Consider the following 22781-nt stretch of genomic DNA (forward strand, 5'->3'; position numbering starts at 1 on the left):
TGTCAAAATCTCATTTCATAGACGATTTCGTATTCCCACCCATACGTGACTGTCTACCATTCAACATCATTCTTTGTAATAATACAAAAATCATACGATGGCATCATCATCACTTTAGACATTTTGTGTCGCTCGTTCAAATAAACGCTCTACAAAGTTTACAAAATAATAGGGTACTTTGTCGAGTATTGCTTCATTTGGCGCATATTTAGGATGGTGTAATGGATACGCACTGTCAGAACCAATCATCGCAAAATGTACAGGTGCGACTTGTTGATAGCTTGCAAAATCTTCGCCAATCATTTGTGCACGTGGTTGCTGTTGAACGTCATATCCTGTCTCTTCAGCCACTTGCCATGCCAATGTTTGCAATACTTCGTCATTATTCACACCATCTGTTAAACGTTGATAATCTAGCGATACAGAAGCATCAAATTGAACCGCTAAGCCGTCACATAACTTCTGCATTCTTGTTTCAACGAGCGCACGCACTTCTGGTGTGAGCGTTCTGACTGTCCCTTCAATCATGCCTTGACTCGGAATAACATTCCACGTTTCACCACTGTGTACTTGCCCAATCGTAACGACCGCTTCTTCATACGGTGCAACATTACGACTGACAATCGTTTGAATACCACTGATTAATTGACTCAATATAATATGTGGATCCACACCGTCTTGTGGCATCGCTGCATGCGCACCAACACCTGTAATGTCTATTTTAAAACGGTCAACGTTAGCGGTCATATACCCCGCTTTAGCACGCCATGTGCCAACAGGTAGCGTTGGATCATTATGAAAACCAACAATTGCTTTCGCACCTTCTAAAACACCTGTTTGTACGACTTGGTCTGCGCCTTCGCTCACTTCTTCAGCTGGTTGAAAAATAAGACGAACCCGTCCAGGAAGTGTCGCCTCACGTGCTTTCAAACGAAGTGCTGTGCCCAGTACGGCTGCCATATGAATATCATGACCACACGCATGCATTGCCCCTTGTTTTTCTGAAGCATACGGTAAATCTGTTTGTTCGATAATCGGTAAGGCATCAATATCTGAACGCACAGCAACGAATGTGTCACCTTGTCCGATTTCTGCAATAAGCCCTGTTTTCAGTGGGACGTCTAATATTGTAATGTCATGTGCTTCTAAAATATCACGTAACCGCTGTGTCGTTTCAAATTCTGCATTCCCGCACTCTGGTGTACGATGGAATTCACGACGCCATGTAATCAATTGTTCTGTAAATGCTGCCATAACTGACCAACTCCTTTGAATAAATAGTAACACGCTGTGCCTGCTAGCACGCCGAATGCCAAGTTCTTTGTCACAATGGTAAGTCCGAACGTTAATAACATAAGAAAAAAGTCCACATAACGCCTTTTAACGAGGAGTGTTTTCGTTTTAGGATCATACGCTTTAAGGGCCACTTGAATTAATACAGTCGCCAAAACAACCATTGGAATTTGACCGACAATAGGCCCTAATACGAAGACGAACAACCCCATCACAATACCTACCGTCAGCATCGCTAACCTTGTTGTCGCCCCGCTTAAATAAGCGAATTTTGACTGACCGACGAGTCCACTGCCTGCGAGGCCGCCAAATAACCCAATTAACAAGTTTGCGATACCTTGTCCACGCGCTTCTTTATCTTTATCACTCGGTGTTTGTGTGAGGTCATCCATCATATTCGCGATAAGACTCGTTTGAATCGTTGCAACAGTCGCAAGCATTAAACCGAATAGAAGCACTTGTAATATTATGTCTAGTTGCCAATCTAACTGTGGCAAATGCATAGTTGGAATAGCAACTTTAATATCGGCAAAATCATGCACGTATTTTAAGTCTGCTTGTGTAACAAATGCCACTATTGTTAAAACGACAATTGATAATAATGCGCTCGGTATTTTCGTCGTCCATTTGGGAACGAGCCAAATCAATAAAAAACTCAGTAACGCATACACATATGTAGTCATGTTTTGCCCAAAAATATGTTTGAGTTGCGCGACAAACAAGAGATAGCCAAGTGCATTCATAAAGCCGATCACAACTGGCACTGGAATCCATGTAATTGCTTTAGATATATGACAATACCCTAAAATAATTTGTATAATCCCCATCACAATAATAGCGGCTGCGAGCATTTCTAAACTATAAGCTGCCGTTATCATCACGACAATTAATGACACACCACTACTTGGTGCGGATACTAATGATATACGTGCCCCTAAAAAACTCATGTACACCATCATCATAGACGTACTAATCATACTCGTTGTCGGACTAACGCCGGCAATAAAACTATACGCAATCGCACCTGGTAACATCGCAAGTGATATGAGAAGCCCTGCAGTGATGTTTTGATAATAATCCCCTAGCCACGATGTACGATAGCTTTCCCACCATGCTTGCATAGATTCATCCCCTTTATATCTATGTTGGTTATATTCTATTTTAGCAGATAACAACGCATGGTGTAATATCACTGTTCAAGAAAAATAAAACACGCATGCCCTTTCAAGGTACACACGTGTTGAGTGAAGCTTATGTTATTTTAACGTTAAATCCCTTTTGACGATAACACGTCCGTCATGTATGACTGTGTCGACATGATTAATACCGTAATGATATGGAATATATTCATGGTTTGGTGCGTGCCAAATGACGATATTCGCTTTGTCCCCTTTATTGATCGTGCCAGCATCGACATCAATCGCTTTTGCTGCATTGACTGTGACTGCATTCCATACTTCATTTGGCGACAATTTGAGTTTCAATGCTGCAATCGCCATAACCATTTGCAAATTGTTCGTCACACAACTGCCTGGATTAAAATCTGTCGCGATTGCAATGGCACCGTTACGCTCAAGCATGCCACGCGCATCCGCATAGTCATTTTTACCTAAATAAAATGTGGTGCCGGGTAATAATACTGCTACCGTATCAGAATGTGCGAGTTTATCTTTATCCGCTTCACTTGCTGCTACGAGATGATCTGCCGAAATTGCTTCTTCATCAATTGCTAAACCTAGCCCACCAAGTGGATCGATTTCATCCGCATGAATTTTCACACGGAATCCTTGTTCTTTTGCAGCTTGCATATAACGTTTAGATTCTTCAATGGAGAATACGCCTGTTTCACAGAAAATATCCGCAAAGTCCGCCAAATCTTTCACTTCAGGCAACAAATCAATCATCTCTTGCAAGAATGCTTCATTAGATGTGGCTTCTTTTGGTACAGCATGCGGTCCTAAAAATGTATGGCGCATATCTATCCCGTATTTGTCTTGTAAGCGACGTGAGACACGCAGTTGCTTTAACTCGTTGTCTTTATCTAAGCCGTAACCGCTCTTGCTCTCCACTGCGAGTACACCATGATGTATCATCGTTAACAAATCATGTTCCGCTTTTTCGAACAATGCGTCTTCAGTCGCTGTGCGTGTCGCTTCCACTGTTGATAAAATACCGCCACCACGTTCAAGAATCTCAAGGTATGACAAACCTTGGCGTTTCAGTGACATTTCGTGTTCACGTGAACCACCGTGTACTAAATGTGTATGTGCGTCTACAAGTGCTGGCGATACGACACGATTTGACGCATCTATTACTTCTGTTGCTTCATAATCGTCAGTATACGGTCCTGAATACACGATTTTGCCGTCTTTCACAACGACCGTACCGTTTTCGATAATGTTCAGTTCATCAAGTTCTGCCCCTTTTAACGGACGATCTGTCGTTTTAGGTAATATGAGTTGTTTAATATTTTGGATGATTAAATCATTCATTATTTATCCTCACCTTTTTCCGTAATCATTGGGATATCGACACCTTTCTGTTGTGCCGTGTCAATCGCAATATCGTATCCTGCATCGGCATGTCTCACAACCCCCATACCCGGATCTGTCGTTAAGACACGCTTCAATCTACGTTCAGCACGTTCTGTTCCGTCTGCTACGACAACCATACCAGCATGTAGTGAGTAACCCATACCTACACCGCCACCATGGTGGACAGAAATCCATGAACCACCTGCTGCCGTATTGACAAGTGCATTTAAAATTGCCCAGTCACCCACCGCATCTGAACCGTCTCGCATCGATTCTGTTTCACGGTTCGGTGATGCAACGGAACCTGCATCTAAATGGTCACGTCCAATCACAATTGGTGCTGAAATTTCTCCTTTGCGCACTAATTCGTTAAGCGCCAAGCCCATCTTCGCACGATCGCCATACCCTAACCAAGCGATACGTGATGGCAAGCCTTGGAATGCAATTTTTTCCGACGCCATATCTAACCAACGCATCAGTTTCTCATCTTCAGGGAATAACTCACGCATTAATTCATCGGCACGTTCAATATCTTTTGGGTCACCAGATAACGCCGCAAAACGGAATGGTCCTTTTCCTTCACAAAATAGCGGACGAATATAGGCGGGTACAAAGCCCGGAAAATCAAACGCATTGTCTAATCCTTCATCAAAAGCGACTTGACGGATATTGTTGCCGTAATCAAACGCAACCGCACCTTGTTGTTGAAAAGCCAACATTGCTTCTACATGCTTTTTCATTGACTGTTTTGACAGCGTTACATAACGTTCCGGATCCGTTTCACGTAATGTATTCGCTTCTTCTAATGAATAGCCTTCAGGCACATAACCGTTCAGCGGATCGTGTGCAGACGTTTGGTCCGTCACAATATCAATTTTAAAGCCACGGTTTAAAATTTCATGATGTACTTCTGCAGCGTTTCCTACTAAACCAATCGCAATCGCTTCTCCGTTCTCCTTCGCTTGTTGTGCACGTTCAAGCGCTTCGTCTAAAGAGTACGTAATCATATCACAGTAACGTGTCTCGATACGCTTTTCAATACGTGATGGATCGACGTCAACACCGATGACAACCCCTTCATTCATCGTAACAGCGAGTGGTTGCGCACCACCCATTCCACCAAGTCCAGCAGTTAAAGTAATCGTTCCTTTCAACGAGCCACCAAAATGTTGATTCGCAAGCTCCGCAAACGTCTCATACGTGCCTTGCACAATCCCTTGCGAGCCGATGTAAATCCAACTTCCAGCTGTCATCTGACCGTACATCATCAAGCCTTTACGATCCAACTCATGGAAATGTTCCCAATTCGCCCATTTCGGTACAAGCACCGAGTTAGACAGCAACACACGTGGTGCTTCTTCGTGCGTTTTGAACACAGCGACTGGCTTACCCGATTGTACAAGCATCGTCTCATCGCTTTCTAGTCGGCGCAACGTTTCAACAATAGCGTCAAACGCTTCCCAATTTCTTGCTGCTTTACCAATTCCGCCATAGACAACGAGTTTCTCTGGATGTTCCGCTACTTCGGGATCCAAGTTGTTATACAACATGCGCAATACCGCTTCTTGTTCCCATCCTTTACATTCGATGTCTAAACCTTTTTTTGCTTTTATCACTCTTGACATACTACATCTCTCCTTTGTTTTAAAAAATCAATAAACTGATTGGAATCGCAATTAATAGCGTCAGTGCGACACGAATGAACCATATTACAACAAGCTTCCAAACAGGTATTTTAATTTCGGTTGCTAAAATACACGGTACTAATGCTGAGAAGAAAATAATGGCTGAGACACTTGTAATGGCTACGACAAAGCGCACTTCTATCGCTGCTTTTGCGGCTATCAGTGACGGTAAAAACATCTCAATAATCGAGATGGCCGATGCTTTCGCTAACAACGCTTGGTCATCAATTGGGAATAGATACACAATCGGATAAAAAATGTAGCTTAACCAATCAATGACAGGCGTATAATCTGCTAATAATAAGCCGAAAAAGCCAATTGATAAAATCGCCGGCAATATCGCAATCGTCATCTCCAAACCTTCTTTAAGGTTCACCCATATATTTTGGAATAACGGCAGTGCTTGATGTGATTGCACTTTTGCCTCTTGCCATGCCGCACCTATGCGACTGCCTACCACTGTCACTTCTTTCTCCCCTTGTTGACCTTGGTAATATTCCGTAGATTCTCTTGAAATAGGTGGTAAATGCGCTGATATTGCCGTGACAACGAATGTTATAATTAAACATAACCAAAAATACAAGTTCCAATGGGCCATTAAGTCTAACGTTCGTGCCACGATGACCATAAACGTCGCTGATACAGTAGAAAAACCTGTTGCGATAATAATCGCTTCTTTTTTGTTATACATCCCATCTTTGTACACACGATTCGTAATTAATAACCCTAACGAGTAGCTACCTACAAATGACGCAACCGCATCAATCGCTGACTTCCCCGGTGTTTTAAAAATCGGTCGCATAATCGGCTGCATTAATACGCCGATAAATTCTAACAAACCATAGCCAACTAATAATGAAAGTGCCACTGCACCAATCGGAATGAGCACGCTTAACGGCATCATTAATTTGTCGAATAAAAACGGCCCATAATTTTCTTGAAACAAGATGGCAGGTCCTACTTTAAAAACATACATCACGCCAATCACGGCACCTAATAGTTTAAAAACAACTAATATCGCGTCGGTCATGGTTTTACGATAATCTTGTCTTTTTAGCGGTATCACTGCTCCTACTAAAATCATGAATAGTGCTAAATATGGCATTGCTTCTCCCATCAAACTTCTAAAGCTCAAATGCGCATGATCGACGAGAATCGTATGACTCCCACTAATATTCAGTGGAATAAAGAAACAAATAATACCCATCGTGCTATACAACCAAAACTGCCACATGCGTTTGCCTTTTATGTCCTGCCTGCCTTGCGCTGACTTCATAACATCACCCCTTTGTGACGTAGGAAATATACATTGTGCCTATTGTCGACTTTGAACAACATCACATCACAATTCCCTAACGCATCTTTTGTTGTTACATTACACATTTAGCCCCTTCATACTCATTGTAATATGGTATTCTATAATTAACTAATATAAATAAACTAATTATTCATAACTTCAAACTATAAATAAAGGGGCAATCGCATGAAAATTTTACAACTGGAGTACTTTATAGAGGTCGTTAACCATAATAGTTTTACGAAGGCAGCCCAAGCGTTGCACATTAGTCAACCGTCACTCACTGCAACGATTAAGAAGATGGAAAATGATTTAGGCTACGCTTTGTTAAAAAGAAGCACGAAAGAAGTGACGATTACCGAAAAGGGGATTCAATTTTACAATTACGCAGTCAACTTAGTGCAACAATATCATCAAACGATGGAACAGATGTATGATTTAAAGTTAAGTCAAACGCCAAAAATTAAAATGTCCACCATCGAATCGACGGCGTATTGGGTATCGCTCGTCATTCGACAACATCAGCAACAGCACCCTGATCAGCATTATCAAATTACCGAAATATTAAATCCGGAAATATTGGCGCAAAAACTGACGAATTTTGAGTTGCATCTTGGCATATCTAATGACCAAGTACGCCATGAAGATGTCGTGTCGATTCCTTTATATGAAGAAGATTACGTTTTGCTTACACCGAATGATACCTTCCAACAGCATAAGTCGATTTCGATTAAAGGGTTGCCATTGATTTTACCGAACAAGCCATATCAAGTGCGCAAACATATTGATGATTATTTTACGCACTTGGAAGAACGTCCGAATATCGTTATGGAAGTGGAGCGATTTGAAGCGGCGACGAATTTTGTCCACCAAGGTATGGGCTATGCCGTCATTCCAAGAGTGTACTATCAATCACATCGTACACGACATTTGAGCGCTATATCCATTCGCCCTAAAATTAAACGGACGATTTACATTAACTATGCACGCCATCGTCAATATAGTGACCACGTCCGCAACTTAGTGACCGCTTGCCAAAAATATTGGGGCACTTTATAAACTGCGAAAAAGACACAGAACCTCATGTTTTCCGAGATTTCTGTGCCTTTTTCATTAATCGTGAATTAAATACGTAAGCATATGGGCAATAAGTTTCGCAGTGCGTTGATCAATATCATACGTTGGGTTCATTTCAGCAATACTTAATGAAGTGACTTTTTCTGACTGCATAATTCGTTTCGCCAATTCTAACACAACAGACGGTGTTAAGCCGAAAACAGCGGGAGCACTGACACCCGGTGCAAACGCACTGTCAATGACGTCCATACAAATTGTAAATAATATGACATCGTGATCATGTATAAAGCTTTCAATTTTATTTTTAATACTTGGGTCGATACGCCCTTTCAACTCATCGGCAAGAACATATTCGGTACGCGTCGCATCTGCATAGTCAAACAAACTTTGTGTATTGCCTGCACGTTGAATGCCCAATACAAGGTAATCTAATTGGGCATCTTGTTCCAACATTTGGCGAAAACTTGTCCCTGATGTTGAATAAGGTGCTTCGCGGTTATCAAAATGGGCATCGATATTAATGACACCGATGGATTTACCCGGATTTGCCGCACGCACGCCTAAATATTGCGCATAAGCAATATCATGCCCCCCTCCAAGGAGTATCGTGCGTTGATGATGCTGAAGCAATTGTGCCACATTTTGCCCAAATGCCTGTTGCGTTTCGTATAACTCCGCCGCATCATGTTGCACATTTCCATAGTCTGTCATCGGCGTTTCTGACATGGTTGGCAAACCGGCAAATGCACGTCGAATCGCGTCAGGGCCTTCTTTTGCACCGACACGCCCTTTATTCAACAATACGCCTTCATCAACTGCATAACCGAGTAATGCGACACCATTATGTCCTTGTATTTTCTTTGTTACATCGCCAAAAGTAATAGTTTGGAAATGGCGAAACGCTGAACGTTCTGTTTCACTGTCAAGGCGTCCAGTCCATAATGATTGATCTGGTCGTTGATACATTGTCAATCCTCCCCTTTAACTCTACCTTTACTTCTAGTATACGTGTCTCTATCTCATTATTTCAAACGCTTTCATAAATAGTTGTTATAACGATTTACCACATGTATTGTTTCAATGATTCTAGGAGGTATGAGATTTATAGAATTTTGTATAGATTTCACACTGCTTTTTTATTTACTGTGCGATTTTGTATATCAGCAGGAATACCATTTCATTACAATTAGATGATAAATATTCCGAAACAATTTATTTCTTGTATTGTTATGGTTATAATGGTGCATAGATTATTATCGGGACATGCTGAAATATGGTACGAATTGAAGTAACAGTTAGCAACTACATAATAGCTTCCAAATTTTCGACCATTGATTGTGATGATTCCGCTTTGAACCTTAACATTACTTAACATCATGACCCATTTTATCAATACTAATGAACCTTTCAACGGAGGATGAAATATGAAACAATCGCGTATATCAGGCTTCCAGTGGGCAATGTCTATTTTTATATTTTTCGTGCTCGCTTATGCAAGCCCTTTGATTTTACAAGATTTCCAAAAAGCTTCCGGTCTCAAACCTTTTGTCTTTATGCTCAATAGCTTAGGACCGTTTATCGCTGCAGTGGTATGCTTACTTGTTTTTAAACATAAGCGTGAACAGCTATCAGGTCTCAAGCTCACAATAAATTTAAAAGTCATTGAACGCTTATTACTCGCGCTAATCATCCCTATGGTGATTTTCATCGGCGGCATGTACATGTTCAATACATATGCAGATAGCTTCATTTTATTACAAGCGAATGACTTATCTGAGACAATTTGGACAATTTTAATTGGACATCTACTCATGGCATTTTTTATCGAATTTGGATTCCGTTTATACTTATTAAACCTTGTGGAATCTAAAATGCCGCACTTCTTTGCCAATGTGCTTGTAAGCTTTTTATATTTAATTTGGGATATCAATACTGCATTTGGTATGCCTTACACGATGTATAGTGCTATCTACGTATTCGCCTTTTCTATGATCATCGGGGAATTAATCCGGGGCACAGGTGGTCGTGCGATTTACATCGTGACATTATTCCATGCAACAATGACGTTCGCTAAAGTATTTTTCTTTAGTGAAGAACTTGGTGACGTCTTCTCTATGAAAGTGCTCGCTTTCTCAACAGCAGCTGTTGCAGTTGTCGTTGTGACACTCGGTGTACTTTTCAGTATCATCAACTTTTTCCGTCACAAACGTCAAAATAAGGCAACAATCGTTGCAGAATCTGAAGATACAGAGGCTAAAACAACAGACACATCCAACGATACACTTGCTACAACAGACGAAACAGCTGAAGTATCTACGACTGAAACATCTGCAGAGACGTCAGAACCTGTATCGACTAAAGTAGATTCAGTCGATAATCAACCAATCAATAACAAGATTCGTCGATAATTGTAAAAAAGGTATGTTCGCGCTGAACATACCTTTTTTGTTATTTCGTTAATACTTTGACACCTTGTTGTGTCCCAACAATGGCTTCCGTTGCAATATCTAAGAAATAGCCTGTTTCCAAAACACCTGTCAAATGAATCAAAAATTCATGCAGTTCGTATGGATCTGTCTTGGTTGTTAAATGCACATCTAAAATGTAGTTACCATTGTCTGTTATAAGTGGTGCTTCGCCATTCATACGACGTGTTACTTCGCCTTCAATGTGCGCATCAATATGTCTCATCACGAGACGCCAATTGAAACAATCTACTTCTACTGGCAGTTTGAATGTTTGACCTAAATAATCCACAAGCTTGGTCTCATCTGCTAAAACTACAAACTGTGCTGCCATCTCGTCAATGACCTTTTCACGGAATAACGCCGCACCGCCGCCTTTAATCAGGTTCAACTGCGGATCAATTTCGTCCGCACCATCAATCGCTAAGTCGATATGTGTTGCATCATTCACATGTATTACCGGAATATTTAATGCCGTCGCCTGCGCTTCTGTACGTTTCGATGTGCAGACGCCTGTGATGTTATAGCCTTTATCATTCACAAGCTTACCAATCTCTGGCACAAGTAATTCTATTGTACTCCCAGTCCCAATACCTAGCACCATACCATCTTCAATGCGTGACACCGCTTCATCTAATGTCATCAACTTCAATTGTTTCGTATCCATGTCGTCCTCCTTTATGAATCCATTTCTCAGCACATCCTAAACGACGCACACTCACTCATCTGCTTCAAAAATAAAAATACTTTCAACGGGCTCATTAAAAATACGCGCAATTTTCATAGCTGTTACAACAGACGGCACAAATACATTACGCTCAATTAATGAGATAGTTTGTCGAGAAACACCCGCTTTTTTCGCAAGTTGTGTCTGATTATAGCCATCTCTTGCCCTCAATTCTTTCAGTCGATTGCGCATTAACGTCCCCTCTTTCACTCTCATATCATACTCTATCAAACGATATAACTAACCACAACTTACTTCACGATAAGCTGATACGATGTTTTAGAGTAAAACGGTGTATTCGCTCGCAAAATAGACGCCGCTTTATCGCCAAACACATTAATATCGTTGGGTAAGCTTTGTGTTTCAATCGTAATACCTGAATGTGGTTTATAAATATTCATTTGATGTTCCCAAACATTAGGTGTATTAAATGTATACAACACTATTTGTGGCATATCCGTTTTTACACGTAACGCGTAATCATGATTGGATACTGTCAATGCACCCTCTTGCACTTCAAATGGATGATCCAGTCCACCGACTTTGGCAACTTGTTGTGCTAACGTTGGCTCTGTTGATGTAAATAATGTCTCTAAAGTCACTGATTGCGCGCCAAAAATATGACCTAAATCTATCACTTCCGACGCAGGCATTCCCGTCTCATCTAACGGAAACATATACAACTTGTCACTGGCAATTTCATGATTATCCACCACTTTGTTATCACGGTTTAAGTTGAAATATACATGATTCGTCGGGTTGAAAAGCGTATCTTCTGTAGATTCAGCAAAATACTCAATCGTCCACGTATTCGTCACATCATACGTATAAACAATTTTCACTGCAATATTACCCGGGAAATCATCTTCCGAACTGTCTAGTTGTGTAGTGAAAATAACTTGTACTTGTTCTTCACACTCTACAACTTCATAGTCAAAAAGACGTTGCCACATACCATTGCGTCCCCCATGCAAATGGTGTGGTGCATCATTTTGTTCTACTCGATACGTTTGTCCATTTAACGAAAACTGTCCATTGGCAATGCGTCCTGCATAACGTCCAACTGCCGCACCAAAGAAGAATGGATGTGTCGGGTAAAACTCGTCCGCCTCCACTGCATTTCCAAGTACAACATTGTTGTCATCCACTTTCCAGCTAATAATACTTGCCCCATAGTTTGTAAAAACAATTTTGCCTTGCTTTGAACTGATCTTAATCAATTCAATCCCATTGGTTTGTTGCTCAATAATAACGTGCATTCAGCCTCGTACTCCTTTTCGCTCCTCAACCCCTCGATGGCAAAACCATCACTAGCACACCCACTACGCAAATAATAGCGCCAATGATGTCAAACTTATCTGGTGGTTCTTTGTCTATCCAATAAGCCCATAGTAAGCTCATAACAATAAACACCCCACCATATGCTGCATAGACACGACCGAAAGTTGGAAAAGTTTGCAGCGTTGCAACGATACCGTACAGTATTAATGCAATGCCCCCCAAGAAACCAAGCCACATCGGTTGATCTGCGCGCAGCCATAACCATATGAGGTAACCACCACCGATTTCACATAAACCCGCTAGCACGAATATCACTGTTGCATATACAATAGACATTCCATCACCTCATATTCTTTAACTCTATTATATCAGTTTCTTTTTGTTTGGAATATCCTGAAACACTGCAAAAAATCGTGAATAAAAAAGTAAAATGAGACGTCAGACAAAAACATTTCGCATTTGAGCAGAACAAGAACCCCATTTATCATGTTAAATAGCTGCCCAATATGAAAAGCCTATTCATAGGGGGAGTTCTACCGAAATTGCCGTTTCTCGAACACTTCAGATCGCTATTACCACCGTATCGATAACCTAACACAGCACCTATCATATGTGAGGCGATACAGCGCTTTCTTTTCCAATTCATTTATATCTCATTTCCCTTATTTAATCGTTAGCTTTTACCCTTGCATCAACTTCAAGGTCATATTTTGTCCTTCATTCAAATAAAAAATAATTTAAATTGAATTTCATCGTTAAAAAATATGAAACCATTTTTTCGTTGGCTACATAATTGTCCCTCCTCTTTCATACAATATTAATAGGAGAGTGGGTGAAGCCTTGAGTCGTTCAACACGTTTGTTAAGTATCTACACAAGGTTAATACGCAACCAAAGTATTAACAAAACACAATTGTCTGAAGAATTCGACGTTAGTGAAAGAACCGTTAAAAGGGATATTCGTGAAATACGAAATTACTTCTATGAAAGCGAAGAGTTTTTAGATAAGCAAGATATTAAGTTTGATTACATTACACAGGAATATCGCATTCCTAAAAAATCAAACATGGGTAACAAAAAGCATGAATTTGAATCACTGCTCTTGTTGCTTATCGTTTCAAATGTCCCAGTTTGGCTCAACACAATTCACTTTTTAAAATCTATCGTTCTAGAATTTTTCATACAAGATAAAGCATACCTATTTAGTTTAATCAATCAAATTAAAAGCGAGAAATATGAGATTACGCATTCACAACTCCTTGAATTACAAAATGCAATCAATCAAGCCAATAAAGTTCAACTCACAACAATAAAGTATAACGTTCTTTCTGTATTGCCTACGCAAATCAAGCTACAGAATGAAACATTAATGCTTTTTTATTTATATGAAAAGGCGGAACATACCATTCCAATTAATCAAATTAAAGATATCAAAATAGTAGATGCTTACACACAAACAACACCACATAGCAACAAAGTCACTTTAAAAATGGGAAAAGATATGTTCCAACACTTAAAGCAGTACTATGATGTTAATTCCGTTGAACAAGATGCAGATAACTATATCATCAACTTCAGTATGTCTGAAAATGAGGCATTAAATTTATGTATGACATATTCTTCGGAAATTAAATTAATTGGACCTAAAAGCTTGGTTGATAAACTCAAAGAGAAACTCTTAACTATGTTGAACACTTACTTGATTGATTAAATAGCCATAACACGGCTTCAATTGAAAAGGGAGGGGATTGGGCAATAGTAATCTTATAAATTTCAAGTTACACAGCATCAACAATTTTCATATTAATGATATTTATGGAGGGTTTACGAAATGGAAAAGAAAAATCACTTTGGTATTAGAAAACTTTCAGTAGGTGTAGGATCATGCTTAATTGCTTCATCACTTCTTTTAGGTAATGTGGCTTCAGCAGAAGAATCTCAATATGAACCAACAGCTAATCATGAAGTAACAATTGAAGATGAAGCTGCGCAACAAGATGCTGAATCTCAAATCTCAAATTTACCAAACTTATCAAATGACCGTATTGATAGTCTTTTAAACACAATTGAAGGCAATCCTGATAAAGCTGAGGACGTTGCAAATGCGGCATCTGAAATTACGCAATTCCCTAACTTATCAAATGACCGTATTGACAGCCTTGTAAATACAATTGAAGGTAATCCTGATAAAGCGAAGGACGTAGCTGATGCTGCTTCTGAAATTACGCAATTCCCTAACTTAACACCTGAGCGTATCGACTCACTTGTTAACGTGATTGAGGGTAACCCTGATAAAGCGAAGGACGTAACTGAGGCTGCTTCTCAAATCACTAAATTCCCTAACTTAACACCTGAGCGTATCGACTCACTTGTTAACGTGATTGAGGGTAACCCTGATAAAGCAAAAGACGTAACTGAGGCGACATCTGTTATTACTAAGTTCCCTAACTTAACACCTGAACGTATTGATCGTCTTGTGGCAATCATTGAAGGCAATCCTGATCAAGCGGGTAACGTTGCTGAGGCTGCTTCTATCATCAATAAGTATCCTAACTTAACAAATGATCGTATTGATCACCTTGTTTCAATCATTGAAGGCAATCCTAGTGACGCTGGTAAAGCTGTAGAAGACGAAGTTAAGAAAGAAGATGAAAAACCAGCTACTGGCAAAGATGAAGTGAAAAAAGATGACACTGGCATGGCTAAAGATGAAACAGTTAAAAAAGATGAACCTAAAAAAGACATGACTGGTAAAGACGGTTCATATGTTGTTAAAGAAGGCGACTCTTTAGCAAAAATCGCTGCTGAATGTGGCACAACTGTTGATGCGATTGCTGCTCAAAACAACATGACTCCTGATAGCACAATCGTTCCTGGTCAAAAACTTGCAGTAGCAAAAGATGCAGCTGCTTCAAATAAAGTACAAGCTTTACCAGAAACTGGTGCACAAGATAGCACTGACTTATTCGGTACAACAGTTGCAGGTGGCTTAAGCTTAGCATTAGGTGCTTACCTATTCGGTCGTCAAAGAAAAGTAGACTAATTTTTAATCATTTATCCAATATAATATCCAGCGGCATATGAGACTGGGGATAGATAATTGTACTTCGGGAAACCGATAAACAATTTTGTCCCAACCTCATCCCGTTCTTTCACACCACGAAACACCCCATAACGCATACTGTCCAGCGTTATGGGGTGCCTCTCTTTTATATCATTCAGTTTAATGTTCTTTTTGAAAAGCGCGTTTCAATGAGGCAACAAGACCTTTTTCAAATGTTAATACCGCATTTTTATAAGTTTTTGCTGCAACCCATACTAAGACAACAACCAAGACAATATGGATACCTACAGCAATTAATCCTTCCATCGTCGGTGTACTTTCAAGTGACAATCTTGTAAATGTCACAAACGGTGAGAAGAACGGCACATAACTTAAAACACGTACAATGGTATGTTCTGGATTCATTGTGCCAAAGAAACCTGCATAAAAGCCTGCAAGCATCAATACCGTTAAAGGCATCAATGTTTGTGATATATCTTCTATACGTGCAGTCAAATTACCTAATATCGTTGCTAAAATAACATACGCAATGACACTCAGCACAACAAATGCGATACCGAATAGTAATAAACGCATTAAATGTGGCGTCCATTCAAAGTCGATTTTCCCAAGTGTTTCTTGTAAATCGAAAGCGTAATAACTTGCAATGCCCGCTATCGCAAAAATCACTAACTGTGTAAAAGCAACGGCAATCACACTTAACACTTTTGATAAAACATGCACCGTTGGCTTCACACTTGTAATAATCATCTCAGACACACGCGATGTTTTTTCCGTAGCCACTTCCATAGCGACTTGGTTCGCATAGTTGATAACGATGAAAAACATTAAGACGTTACCGATGGATACCATTACACTTGCTACAACGTCTTCCATTGCTGATACATGACTTGTACCTTTACTTGTGCCATTCATGACTTTATCTGTCACTTGACTATCTGCTTGTAGTTGTTGTAATTCAGTCGGTGATAAATCTAAATCTTGTGCAATCATAGACTTCTGTATTTGTGATAAAGTCGCTTGCCATTTCGCTTTATCGCCTTCAGATACTTGCTTCGTATCCACTAACGTCCCTTGCAACTGCTTTTGCTCATTTTGTGTGACTTCCACAATATAATCAACACTGTCATTTTTCAGTGCTTTTTCTGCTTTAGCTTTCGTTAAATGCTCAAACTTCGTGTCTTTATCGATCGCTTCGCCTTGCGCTTTAATCGTGTCATACAACGCGTTATTATTTGTCACAATCGCAACCTGTTTTGTGTCATCACCGCCATCGAACAATTTCACGATTTTATCCATATTCGCAGCACCTAGAATAACTAATATCATAATAATTGTTGTGATTATAAAGGTCTTCGCTTTAATTTTCTTGCCATATGTTAATCGAAATGTCGCCCAAAATTTAGACATGTTGCTCACCTACCTTTTGAATAAAAATTTCATTAATTGTCGGTTCTAATACTTGGAAACGGCGTACAAACCCTTTTTGCTGAATTTGTTCAAATAACGTTGGTACTACCGATTCATCTTCAATTGTAAATATCATTGTTGCACCTTGTTGTTCATGTTTTACAACACCTGGCAATGCTGTTAATTCAGACAGGTCATAATCCGCTTCAATCGCAACACGCTTATAACCAAATGATTCTTTAACCTCTTGGATTGAACCTTGCTCAACCATTTTGCCCGCATTCAAAATACAAATATCATCACACAGTTCTTCTACATGTTCCATACGATGCGAACTAAAAATAATAGTTGAACCATTGGCATTCAACTCTTTAACTGCCGATTTCAACAATTCAACATTGACTGGATCCAAACCACTAAATGGTTCATCTAAAATAAGCAGTTCCGGTTCATGTAAAATACTCGCTAACAATTGAATTTTTTGCTGATTCCCTTTAGAAAGCGACTCTATCTTCTTATCTTTGTTCTCAGTAATTTCAAAGCGCTTCAGCCATGCATCAATCGCTGTCTTAGTCGCTTTTGGTTTCATGCCTTTTAGCGTGGCAAGATACGTCAATTCTTCATTCACTGTGAGCTTGGCATGTAAACCACGCTCTTCAGGTAAATAACCGATGATGTCGTACATATCCGATGTTATCGGTTTGCCATTATATGTAATACGTCCTGCTGTCGGTTCCGTCAAACCTAAGATCATACGAAAGCTCGTTGTCTTCCCTGCACCGTTACGTCCAAGGAAACCTAGCATTTTCCCTTTTTCCAACGTCAGATTGATGTCATCTACCGCTGTAAAATCTTGGAACTTTTTTGACACGTGCTCAATCCTTAAAGTCATATCGCTACCCCCATTTATCTGTTTGACTTCATTATATATGATACTAGCCAATTTGACAAACTTATTTGTCAAATTGGCTAATTAATTTTTCAATCTAGTCCTCATCTTGATACGTTCGATCTAATTTCTTTTTACTATAGAAATAAATCACAAACCCACTTATTACCGCAAATACAAATGTAATGGCACTATTTCTTATAAGGTATTCATAGAATGCTTGATCAACAGAAAATGCGAAATATAACAAGATATTCACAACCGTCATCGTCGCCATCATAGCTAATCCGAAGTAAACACTAGTATGGCGTAATTTTTTGCACATATTTTTATAACTTTGTGGATCATCCACTTCTATTTGTGCAGCCCGATATTTTTTCAAACGTACTTCTATCGTAATAGTTAAGCCTAAAAAGAGCAGTAGTCCTAACGCTTCAATCGTGAAATTTTGTTGGAAGAATATTTTGGGCCACATAGAAAGATTTAGTAAGATGATCAATCCCCAGAAAAACCAGACAAAATTGCCAGCAAGAATTTCTCTTGAATGTTGAATTTCAAACTCATCTTTTACACTTTCCCCATTAAATGTGTTAAATAATTCTTGTTTAGTCCCCATCATTGTCATCCTTTCTGACTTGAACTTGTTTTCTCACTGACACTAAGAAAATACATGGAATGAAGATTATCAACATATTGAGTGTTTCTGACCAATACCAATAAATACCTTTGCCACTTAATAGTGGTGCCAAAACATTGATAACAAGAATAAAATACACATAGAACAATAACATCCATGCAGCATATTTACGTGTCAACTTACGGCGTAATTGACGTGCCGCTTCTTCGGTTTCAACATAAAACTTATGTGATGAATAGTCACGAGACAACGTGATAGAACGTGCACCGATCACACACAATAAAATAGGTGCACCGACAGAAAATACAGATAGTTGTTCGGACTCAAAATCAATCCGCCAAGATAAAAGTGTTAATGCGAGTAACCCTATCATACCGATAATGCACATTAATGCTAATGTTTCATCTATTTTCCCCTTTTGGTACTCATCAGGCGCTTGATCTAAACCTGTAAATCTCTTATATACAGAATGACGCATATTATCCCTCCCCCCAGAATAAGTCGTTTAATGTGACATCTAACGTTTGTGCAATACGTATACATAAATTTAACGTAGGGTTATATTTATCATTTTCAATCATATTAATCGTTTGACGCGACACCCCAACACGTCGAGCAAGTTCCAACTGCGACACGCCTTTTGCGACACGATATACTTTTACTTTATTCACTTGTGTCATCGCTATCCTCCCATGTTCACTGCTATGAAAAACATCACTACATTACCTTATGTCAAATATACATGACACCTAAGCTTTATGTCAAATATACCCGACACACATACAACAAAAAAGAGTAGGTCAAAACCGTTACAGTTTTATAAACCTACTCTTATGCCTTAATGGCTATTAATATTTATACGGATCATCTTGTGGTTTTCTATTACCTCTTTCAAGATCATCCAAATCCGTTAACTGTGTATCATCATGTGTTGGTTGATTATCTTGCGTCTGTGTATCTCTAGGAACTGATGAATGACTTTGTGTTGGTCCTTCTTGGTGCATCGTTGGTTGTGGCTGTGCATAAAATTGATGCGGCGGACCTGCTTGTTGTGTATATTTTGGTGACGGCCCATATTTATTAGCTGTTTTATGACTGTCTAACACTGTAATAATAAAGTTAATAATTTCTATAATTATGATTACAAATAACAATACAAGCGAAGCATACAGCCAGCCTGAAGGTTCTACTTCATAAGACGCATTTGCGCTATTCAAATGACCCGTGGACATGAAGTCACCTGACGTGATCAGTGCCATAAAATACACGAAATTATATAACACTGAAAGTACAACGCTGAAAATCGGCAAAAACATTGTCATGTTACGATCATGAAAACGACGAACTAACAATGCTAAGTTCGGAATAAATGCTGCCAAACTATAAACAATGAGTAACAGCCACAGAATAATCGCGATAAACGGACCTACAATCGGAATAAAAATCATAATAATAGAAACAATGCCTGTAGCGGAAGCAATAATCACATGCCACAACATCACCCACCAATATTCACTACGACGACTACGCCCTTTAAAGTTAACATAGTTCAACCAAAACAGTTTGAACGCTTCTACAAAACCTACTTGTGGAAATTCATACATCATGTATTTCCTCCTTCATTACTTTCTTCACATCAAATTTTACCATACTTTGTGCGATAAAAAATCATGAATATCCAGTATAGAGAATCCGCGTGAACACATCAGCGAATGCCTACACATGCTATTCTTACAACCGTGCTGTGTCACATATGTTTGAAAGCGAGACTACGACGAAATCAATACAAATACCTAATATTGCTGTGGGGCTCCCAAAACATTTCACTTCAGACATCTACTGCCGTATACAGATAAGTCTCCGCACATAATACATAACACAAGTAGCAACACTATGTTCTTCCCGCTTTTTTGCTAAAATAAAATTAATTCTACTATACAAAGGAGTTACTTATGGATTTTATAACACGTCCTACGACAGATATTGCACAATCGTTGCTCGGTGTGAAATTGATTTATGAAGCACCTGAACGTACATATTCTGGCTATATCGTTGAAACAGAAGCCTACCTTGGCACCATTGATCAAGCCGCACATAGTTATCAAGGGAGACATACACCGCGTGTCAATTCTCTTTATTGTGAAGGGGGTACCATTTACGGACATATGATGCATCGGTACTTACTAATCAACTTTGTCACACAACGAGAAGGCATTCCTGAAGGGGTACTCATTCGGGCAATTGAACCAGAAGACGGGCTAGACGCCATGATTCGCAATCGTGGTAAAGGGGGCTATGACGTGACAAATGGCCCAGGAAAGCTGACGACAGCTATGAATATACCGCGTACAATTGATGGCACACGTCTGAATGAGGGACGTCAAAATAGATACACATCATCGTAAACACCCACGAGAAATTATCGCAAGCCCACGTATCGGCATTCCAAATAAAGGCAAATGGACGAAGGCACCTTTACGTTTTAGCGTCAAAGGCAATCCTTTCGTCTCTCATATGCGTGTCCGTGATTGCCAACATCCTGATGATACTTGGCGGTGAATATGGCGTTAGAAAACCCATGAAGGCATACTTTCTTCCTTCATGGGTTAGTTTTAGTCGTCTAACGTAACAGTTCCTTTGTTATTCTTAATATCGATCACTTTGTCTAGTTCTGTTTCCTGCTGCTTAATACTGTCATAGTGCGTTAAATCTTCTAAATCAACAAGGCCATTTTGGTTGCTTGTCGTAATGCTGATGTTTTGAAGCGGGCTTAAAAACGAAACATCTATTGTACCGTATTGATTATCGAGTGTCATTGGAATATCAGCTGGTACATTATCAAAGGTTGCTCCCCCTTTACGAACCGTCATTGCCACTTTATCTAAGCGTGTATCACTGACATCAAATGCACCATATTCCATACGACCGTCCAAAGTACCTATTTGGCTGTTTTCCAATGAAAATGCACCTTTTTGCAATTGCACTGCCATCTCTTTAATACTAACGCCAGCAATATCGACATAGCTCCAATCACTCTTCAAATGAAAGCGAGACATTTCTGAGCGAGGCACGGTCAATGTATATAGCGTATACGTCTTATCATGAAATGGATTTACATTCACAGTCATTTGTGCATTCTCCTCACCTTCTAACTGCAATTTCAATGTGCCATCTTGTGTCGTCACTTTAGGTTGCTTACCATCGGTTTTACCTTCTAATTTAAATGTATCCCCTGCAACAATGTGTAGCTTGGCATTACGTAAATCCAGTTCAACATTTTTAATACGTTCAGCGTCAAATGTACGAGATATTTTAACCGTTTGTTCTGCATATTTATTATCAATTTTTGAGTAATAGAAAGCACCCGTCATACCGATCAGCGTCACTACCAATCCTATGACTAATACAATAACATTGAATTTTCTCATACATTTGCACTCCTTTTCACAAGTTTAATGTTGAATTTCAAATATTTCACGAGCAAAATAAACGTCCACTTTGTTAAATAGAAACATAAAACATACAGCATTAATCCAATACCGAGGTAGCCGAATGATGCATACCAATCAGATGTCACAAGTTGAATACTGTCATAGAAGAAGTGTACCCACAGTAAAATTAAAGGCGTACCAATCATCACAATACTTGCAATCCCAATCCCTAATAAAATACCTAACACTGTTAATAGCGGCCCTAAAACAATGACCAAATTTAGAAAGCTTAAGCCGATTACTGATAAGACAGCTGCCAGCATATTGCGTGCGCTTTTCGTTTCTTCCACTTGGCTAACAGTCGAATCTGCCACAAGCTCTTTCGCAATGGCTTTCGGATCGCCAAGTGTCGCGATAATTTCTTCTTCCGTTTTACCATCTCGCATGCCTTCAATAAAATGATTGTCGTATTCTGCTACGATGTCTTGTTTTTCTTGTTCTGGAATATATTTTAGATGGTAATATAACGTATTTAAATATTCTCGTTTCGTCACGATAACTCACTCTCCTTAATAAACACTGATACGATACCAGCAAAATCCTCCCACTGCATACGTAATTCTGTTAAACGTGCATGCCCTTCATCTGTCATTTGGTAGTATTTACGTGCAGGTCCTTCCGTCGACGGTTGGTAATACGTCGATAAAAAACCTTCCTTGACCAATCGTCTCAAAATAGGGTATACCGTACCTTCTGCAATAGACATATGTCTTGAAATATTTTGAACAAGAGAATAACCATATTGTGGCTCGCGTTTAATGATGAGCAAAACAATCATCTCTAATGCACCCTTTTTAAACTGTACATTCATATCTTCACCCCTGTGTGTATTGACTAGTACTAATCAATACATAGTAGCTATTTCAAATATAGTATAGCACCCAGTACTAAACATTACAAGGTACTATACAATATTTTTTTGACGTTACAAA

General features: G+C 39.4%; 23 protein-coding genes and 1 pseudogene. 5 read left to right on the forward strand and 19 right to left on the reverse strand.

All coding sequences use genetic code 11. The features are described from left to right. Window positions 1-114: 114 nt before the first annotated feature. From TP70_RS04235 to TP70_RS04255, 5 genes are all read right to left on the reverse strand, one after another. Window positions 115-1254, reverse strand: coding sequence for an amidohydrolase (locus TP70_RS04235; RefSeq protein ID WP_044359672.1), 1140 nt, complete (start codon window positions 1252-1254; stop codon window positions 115-117). Then, window positions 1230-2414: a SulP family inorganic anion transporter gene (locus tag TP70_RS04240; protein ID WP_044359674.1), complete on the reverse strand. Its 1185-nt coding sequence runs from the start codon at window positions 2412-2414 to the stop codon at window positions 1230-1232. The genes TP70_RS04235 and TP70_RS04240 overlap by 25 nt, the downstream gene beginning before the upstream one ends. 135 nt (window positions 2415-2549) lie before the next feature. Then, entirely contained in the window at window positions 2550-3785 is a 1236-nt protein-coding gene (gene hutI, locus TP70_RS04245; RefSeq protein WP_044359675.1) for an imidazolonepropionase, read from the reverse strand. Further along, window positions 3785-5452, reverse strand: a complete 1668-nt coding sequence (hutU, locus tag TP70_RS04250; RefSeq protein ID WP_044359676.1) for a urocanate hydratase — start codon at window positions 5450-5452, stop codon at window positions 3785-3787. The genes hutI and hutU overlap by 1 nt, the downstream gene beginning before the upstream one ends. Window positions 5453-5471: 19 nt before the next feature. After that, window positions 5472-6788: a YjiH family protein gene (locus TP70_RS04255; protein ID WP_044359677.1), complete on the reverse strand. Its 1317-nt coding sequence runs from the start codon at window positions 6786-6788 to the stop codon at window positions 5472-5474. Window positions 6789-6995: 207 nt separating this feature from the next. Between TP70_RS04255 and TP70_RS04260 the strand changes: the two genes are divergently transcribed. Further along, window positions 6996-7868: a LysR family transcriptional regulator gene (locus TP70_RS04260; protein ID WP_044359678.1), complete on the forward strand. Its 873-nt coding sequence runs from the start codon at window positions 6996-6998 to the stop codon at window positions 7866-7868. Window positions 7869-7922: 54 nt separating this feature from the next. Here TP70_RS04260 and hutG read toward each other — a convergent pair whose 3' ends face one another. Next, complete coding sequence (hutG, locus tag TP70_RS04265; RefSeq protein WP_044359680.1) at window positions 7923-8852, reverse strand: formimidoylglutamase; 930 nt, start codon at window positions 8850-8852, stop codon at window positions 7923-7925. A 458-nt stretch (window positions 8853-9310) separates the two neighbouring features. On the opposite strand from hutG, the gene sdpC reads away from it, so the two are divergent. Continuing rightward, a complete protein-coding gene (gene sdpC, locus TP70_RS04270; RefSeq protein WP_044359682.1) occupies window positions 9311-10294 on the forward strand; it encodes a peptidoglycan release complex CPBP-like subunit SdpC in 984 nt (327 codons plus the stop codon). 40 nt (window positions 10295-10334) lie between these two features. Here the strand turns inward: sdpC and rpiA are convergent, their stop codons facing one another. The 4 genes from rpiA to TP70_RS04290 are packed head-to-tail and all read right to left on the reverse strand — an operon-like array spanning window position 10335 to window position 12695. Further along, a complete protein-coding gene (gene rpiA / locus TP70_RS04275; RefSeq protein WP_044359683.1) occupies window positions 10335-11018 on the reverse strand; it encodes a ribose 5-phosphate isomerase A in 684 nt (227 codons plus the stop codon). 51 nt (window positions 11019-11069) lie between these two features. Next, window positions 11070-11270: a helix-turn-helix transcriptional regulator gene (locus tag TP70_RS04280; protein ID WP_044359684.1), complete on the reverse strand. Its 201-nt coding sequence runs from the start codon at window positions 11268-11270 to the stop codon at window positions 11070-11072. Window positions 11271-11329: 59 nt separating this feature from the next. Then, window positions 11330-12337 (reverse strand): aldose epimerase family protein, encoded by a 1008-nt coding sequence (locus TP70_RS04285; RefSeq protein WP_044359686.1) that lies wholly within the window; start codon window positions 12335-12337, stop codon window positions 11330-11332. 25 nt (window positions 12338-12362) lie between these two features. Continuing rightward, window positions 12363-12695, reverse strand: a complete 333-nt coding sequence (locus tag TP70_RS04290) for a YnfA family protein (RefSeq protein ID WP_411914107.1) — start codon at window positions 12693-12695, stop codon at window positions 12363-12365. Between the two features lie 492 nt (window positions 12696-13187). On the opposite strand from TP70_RS04290, the gene TP70_RS04295 reads away from it, so the two are divergent. After that, a complete protein-coding gene (locus TP70_RS04295; RefSeq protein WP_044359688.1) occupies window positions 13188-14069 on the forward strand; it encodes a helix-turn-helix transcriptional regulator in 882 nt (293 codons plus the stop codon). Window positions 14070-14189: 120 nt separating this feature from the next. After that, complete coding sequence (locus tag TP70_RS04300) at window positions 14190-15401, forward strand: LysM peptidoglycan-binding domain-containing protein (protein ID WP_044359690.1); 1212 nt, start codon at window positions 14190-14192, stop codon at window positions 15399-15401. A 180-nt stretch (window positions 15402-15581) separates the two neighbouring features. Here TP70_RS04300 and TP70_RS04305 read toward each other — a convergent pair whose 3' ends face one another. From TP70_RS04305 to TP70_RS04330, 6 genes are all read right to left on the reverse strand, one after another. Beyond that, a complete protein-coding gene (locus TP70_RS04305; protein ID WP_044359691.1) occupies window positions 15582-16832 on the reverse strand; it encodes an ABC transporter permease in 1251 nt (416 codons plus the stop codon). After that, window positions 16825-17724: an ABC transporter ATP-binding protein gene (locus TP70_RS04310; RefSeq protein WP_044359693.1), complete on the reverse strand. Its 900-nt coding sequence runs from the start codon at window positions 17722-17724 to the stop codon at window positions 16825-16827. Before TP70_RS04310 ends, TP70_RS04305 begins: the two co-directional genes overlap by 8 nt. A 94-nt stretch (window positions 17725-17818) precedes the next feature. Further along, window positions 17819-18337, reverse strand: coding sequence for a DUF6773 family protein (locus TP70_RS04315; RefSeq protein WP_044359695.1), 519 nt, complete (start codon window positions 18335-18337; stop codon window positions 17819-17821). After that, the gene (locus TP70_RS11790) at window positions 18327-18836 is read right to left on the reverse strand and encodes a hypothetical protein (RefSeq protein WP_052502873.1); all 510 of its coding nucleotides are present in this window, start codon (window positions 18834-18836) and stop codon (window positions 18327-18329) included. The genes TP70_RS04315 and TP70_RS11790 overlap by 11 nt, the downstream gene beginning before the upstream one ends. A 1-nt stretch (window position 18837) precedes the next feature. Further along, on the reverse strand, window positions 18838-19038 hold the full coding sequence (locus tag TP70_RS04325; protein WP_044359697.1) for a helix-turn-helix transcriptional regulator: 201 nt from the start codon (window positions 19036-19038) through the stop codon (window positions 18838-18840). A 168-nt stretch (window positions 19039-19206) separates the two neighbouring features. Further along, window positions 19207-19965, reverse strand: coding sequence for a DUF805 domain-containing protein (locus TP70_RS04330; RefSeq protein ID WP_052502874.1), 759 nt, complete (start codon window positions 19963-19965; stop codon window positions 19207-19209). Window positions 19966-20310: 345 nt separating this feature from the next. Between TP70_RS04330 and TP70_RS04335 the strand changes: the two are divergent. After that, a pseudogene (locus TP70_RS04335) lies at window positions 20311-20917 on the forward strand (DNA-3-methyladenine glycosylase). A gap of 53 nt (window positions 20918-20970) precedes the next feature. Here the strand turns inward: TP70_RS04335 and TP70_RS04340 are convergent. Genes TP70_RS04340 through TP70_RS04350 form a run of 3 tightly spaced genes read right to left on the reverse strand, consistent with a single transcriptional unit; the run spans window position 20971 to window position 22660 of the window. Beyond that, window positions 20971-21786 carry a DUF4097 family beta strand repeat-containing protein gene (locus TP70_RS04340; RefSeq protein ID WP_044359698.1) on the reverse strand — a complete coding sequence of 272 codons (816 nt, stop codon included), beginning with the start codon at window positions 21784-21786 and terminating at the stop codon, window positions 20971-20973. Further along, window positions 21783-22343 (reverse strand): HAAS signaling domain-containing protein, encoded by a 561-nt coding sequence (locus tag TP70_RS04345; protein ID WP_044359699.1) that lies wholly within the window; start codon window positions 22341-22343, stop codon window positions 21783-21785. Before TP70_RS04345 ends, TP70_RS04340 begins: the two co-directional genes overlap by 4 nt. Further along, the gene (locus TP70_RS04350) at window positions 22340-22660 is read right to left on the reverse strand and encodes a PadR family transcriptional regulator (RefSeq protein ID WP_044359700.1); all 321 of its coding nucleotides are present in this window, start codon (window positions 22658-22660) and stop codon (window positions 22340-22342) included. Before TP70_RS04350 ends, TP70_RS04345 begins: the two co-directional genes overlap by 4 nt. Window positions 22661-22781: the final 121 nt, after the last annotated feature.

The organism is Staphylococcus microti (assembly GCF_000934465.1).
Taxonomy (GTDB): Bacteria; Bacillota; Bacilli; order Staphylococcales; family Staphylococcaceae; genus Staphylococcus; species Staphylococcus microti.

Coding starts and splice junctions, on each gene's coding strand:
- rpiA (WP_044359683.1), bottom strand. CDS start 11,018: ATGGATACGAAACAATTGAAGTTGATGACATTAGATGAAGCGGTGTCA.
- TP70_RS04315 (WP_044359695.1), bottom strand. CDS start 18,337: ATGGGGACTAAACAAGAATTATTTAACACATTTAATGGGGAAAGTGTA.
- TP70_RS04350 (WP_044359700.1), bottom strand. CDS start 22,660: ATGAATGTACAGTTTAAAAAGGGTGCATTAGAGATGATTGTTTTGCTC.
- TP70_RS04260 (WP_044359678.1), top strand. CDS start 6,996: ATGAAAATTTTACAACTGGAGTACTTTATAGAGGTCGTTAACCATAAT.
- TP70_RS04305 (WP_044359691.1), bottom strand. CDS start 16,832: ATGTCTAAATTTTGGGCGACATTTCGATTAACATATGGCAAGAAAATT.
- TP70_RS04310 (WP_044359693.1), bottom strand. CDS start 17,724: ATGACTTTAAGGATTGAGCACGTGTCAAAAAAGTTCCAAGATTTTACA.
- TP70_RS04255 (WP_044359677.1), bottom strand. CDS start 6,788: ATGAAGTCAGCGCAAGGCAGGCAGGACATAAAAGGCAAACGCATGTGG.
- TP70_RS04285 (WP_044359686.1), bottom strand. CDS start 12,337: ATGCACGTTATTATTGAGCAACAAACCAATGGGATTGAATTGATTAAG.
- TP70_RS04300 (WP_044359690.1), top strand. CDS start 14,190: ATGGAAAAGAAAAATCACTTTGGTATTAGAAAACTTTCAGTAGGTGTA.
- TP70_RS04235 (WP_044359672.1), bottom strand. CDS start 1,254: ATGGCAGCATTTACAGAACAATTGATTACATGGCGTCGTGAATTCCAT.
- hutU (WP_044359676.1), bottom strand. CDS start 5,452: ATGTCAAGAGTGATAAAAGCAAAAAAAGGTTTAGACATCGAATGTAAA.
- TP70_RS04330 (WP_052502874.1), bottom strand. CDS start 19,965: ATGATGTATGAATTTCCACAAGTAGGTTTTGTAGAAGCGTTCAAACTG.
- hutI (WP_044359675.1), bottom strand. CDS start 3,785: ATGAATGATTTAATCATCCAAAATATTAAACAACTCATATTACCTAAA.
- hutG (WP_044359680.1), bottom strand. CDS start 8,852: ATGTATCAACGACCAGATCAATCATTATGGACTGGACGCCTTGACAGT.
- TP70_RS04290 (WP_411914107.1), bottom strand. CDS start 12,695: ATGTCTATTGTATATGCAACAGTGATATTCGTGCTAGCGGGTTTATGT.
- TP70_RS04325 (WP_044359697.1), bottom strand. CDS start 19,038: ATGACACAAGTGAATAAAGTAAAAGTATATCGTGTCGCAAAAGGCGTG.
- sdpC (WP_044359682.1), top strand. CDS start 9,311: ATGAAACAATCGCGTATATCAGGCTTCCAGTGGGCAATGTCTATTTTT.
- TP70_RS04280 (WP_044359684.1), bottom strand. CDS start 11,270: ATGCGCAATCGACTGAAAGAATTGAGGGCAAGAGATGGCTATAATCAG.
- TP70_RS04240 (WP_044359674.1), bottom strand. CDS start 2,414: ATGCAAGCATGGTGGGAAAGCTATCGTACATCGTGGCTAGGGGATTAT.
- TP70_RS11790 (WP_052502873.1), bottom strand. CDS start 18,836: ATGCGTCATTCTGTATATAAGAGATTTACAGGTTTAGATCAAGCGCCT.
- TP70_RS04340 (WP_044359698.1), bottom strand. CDS start 21,786: ATGAGAAAATTCAATGTTATTGTATTAGTCATAGGATTGGTAGTGACG.